Source organism: Mycobacterium sp. 852014-52450_SCH5900713 (assembly GCF_001667075.1).
Taxonomy (GTDB): domain Bacteria; phylum Actinomycetota; class Actinomycetes; order Mycobacteriales; family Mycobacteriaceae; genus Mycobacterium.
This window is the reverse complement of sequence record NZ_LZIL01000068.1, coordinates 1-1,421: the sequence shown is the minus strand read 5'-3', so window position 1 is coordinate 1,421 and position 1,421 is coordinate 1. Positions and strand designations below refer to the sequence as shown.

Below are 1,421 nucleotides of genomic sequence, written 5' to 3'. Positions count from 1 at the left end.
CGTCGCCCGCGGTGATCGCGGAGTTCGATGAGCACTTCGAGCGGCGGTATCCGTCTGCGACGGCGGAGTCGGCGGCGTTGCTGGTCGAGGCGGGCGGGTGTGCGCGGGCCGAAAACCGGGCGGTGGCCGGGCAGTTGGCCGCGATTGGGCGGTTGTTTGCCCATCGACTGTCGCGGTGTGCGGAGTGTGAGGAGTGGGCGGTGGATACCGAGGCGGCGGTGGCCGCGGAGGTGGCCGCGGAGTTGCGGATCAGTCAGGGGTTGGCGGCTAGCCGGGTGCGCTATGCGCGGGCGCTGCGCGAGCGGCTGCCCCGGGTGGGCGGGGTGTTCGCCGCGGGGGATATCGATTTTCGGATGGTGCAGACGTTGGTGTATCGCACCGATCTGATCGCCGATCCCGACGTGGTGGCGGCCGTGGATGCGCAGTTGGCCGCGCAGGTGGCGCGGTGGCCGTCGCTGACCCCGGCCCGGTTGGCCGCGCAGGTGGACCGGATCGTTGCCAAGGCTGATGCGGATGCGGTGCGGCGGCGCCGCGAGCGCGCGGCCGGGCGCGAGGTGTGGATCGGCGACATGGGCGAGGGGTTGGCCCGCATCGAGGGTGTCCTGTTCAGCCCGGATGCGCGCGCGCTGGACGCGCGGCTGGATGCGCTCGCGGGCACGGTGTGTGCGCACGACCCCCGCAGCCGTGAGCAGCGCCGCGCCGACGCGCTGGGGGTGCTGGCCGCGGGGGCGGATCGGCTGGGGTGTCGCTGCGGGCGCACCGATTGCGCCGCGGGCGGTCGGGCGCCGGCGGGGCCGGTGGTGATTCATGTGATTGCCGAGCAAGCCACGCTTGACGGCACTCGTGAGGCGCCGGGCTGCGCGCTGGGGGGCGAGGGGTTGATCCCGCCCGAGCTGATCGCCGAGTTGGCCGCCGCGGCCAAGCTGGTGCCGCTGGTGCACCCCGGCGACGCACCGCCCGAGCCGGGTTATGTGCCCTCCCAAGCGTTGGCCGATTTCGTGCGGTGCCGGGATTTGACCTGCCGCTGGCCGGGCTGTGATTGCCCGGCGGTGGCCTGCGACATCGACCACACCATCCCCTACAGCGCCGGCGGGCCCACGCACGCGTCCAACCTCAAATGTTATTGCCGCACCCATCATTTGGTGAAAACCTTCTGGGGCTGGCAGGAAAAGCAGCTGCCCGACGCGACGCTGATCCTGACCTCCCCGGCCGGGCGCACCTACGTCACCACCCCGGGCAGCGCGCTGCTGTTCCCCAGCCTGTGCCGGGCCACCGGGGGTGCGCCCGCAGCCGAGGTCGACCCACCGTTCGACGACTACTGCGCCGACCGCACCGCGATGATGCCCAAACGCCGCCGCACCCGCGCCCAAGACCGCGCCTCCCGGGTAGCCACCGAACGCCGCAACAACCACCAAGCCCGC

General features: G+C 72.6%; 1 protein-coding gene. It reads left to right on the top strand.

Annotated features, from left to right (window positions below; translation table 11 throughout):
• Positions 1–11: 11 nt before the first annotated feature.
• On the top strand, positions 12–1,421 hold a 1,410-nt coding region (locus A5773_RS20645; RefSeq protein ID WP_067792362.1), incomplete at its 3' end, for an HNH endonuclease signature motif containing protein.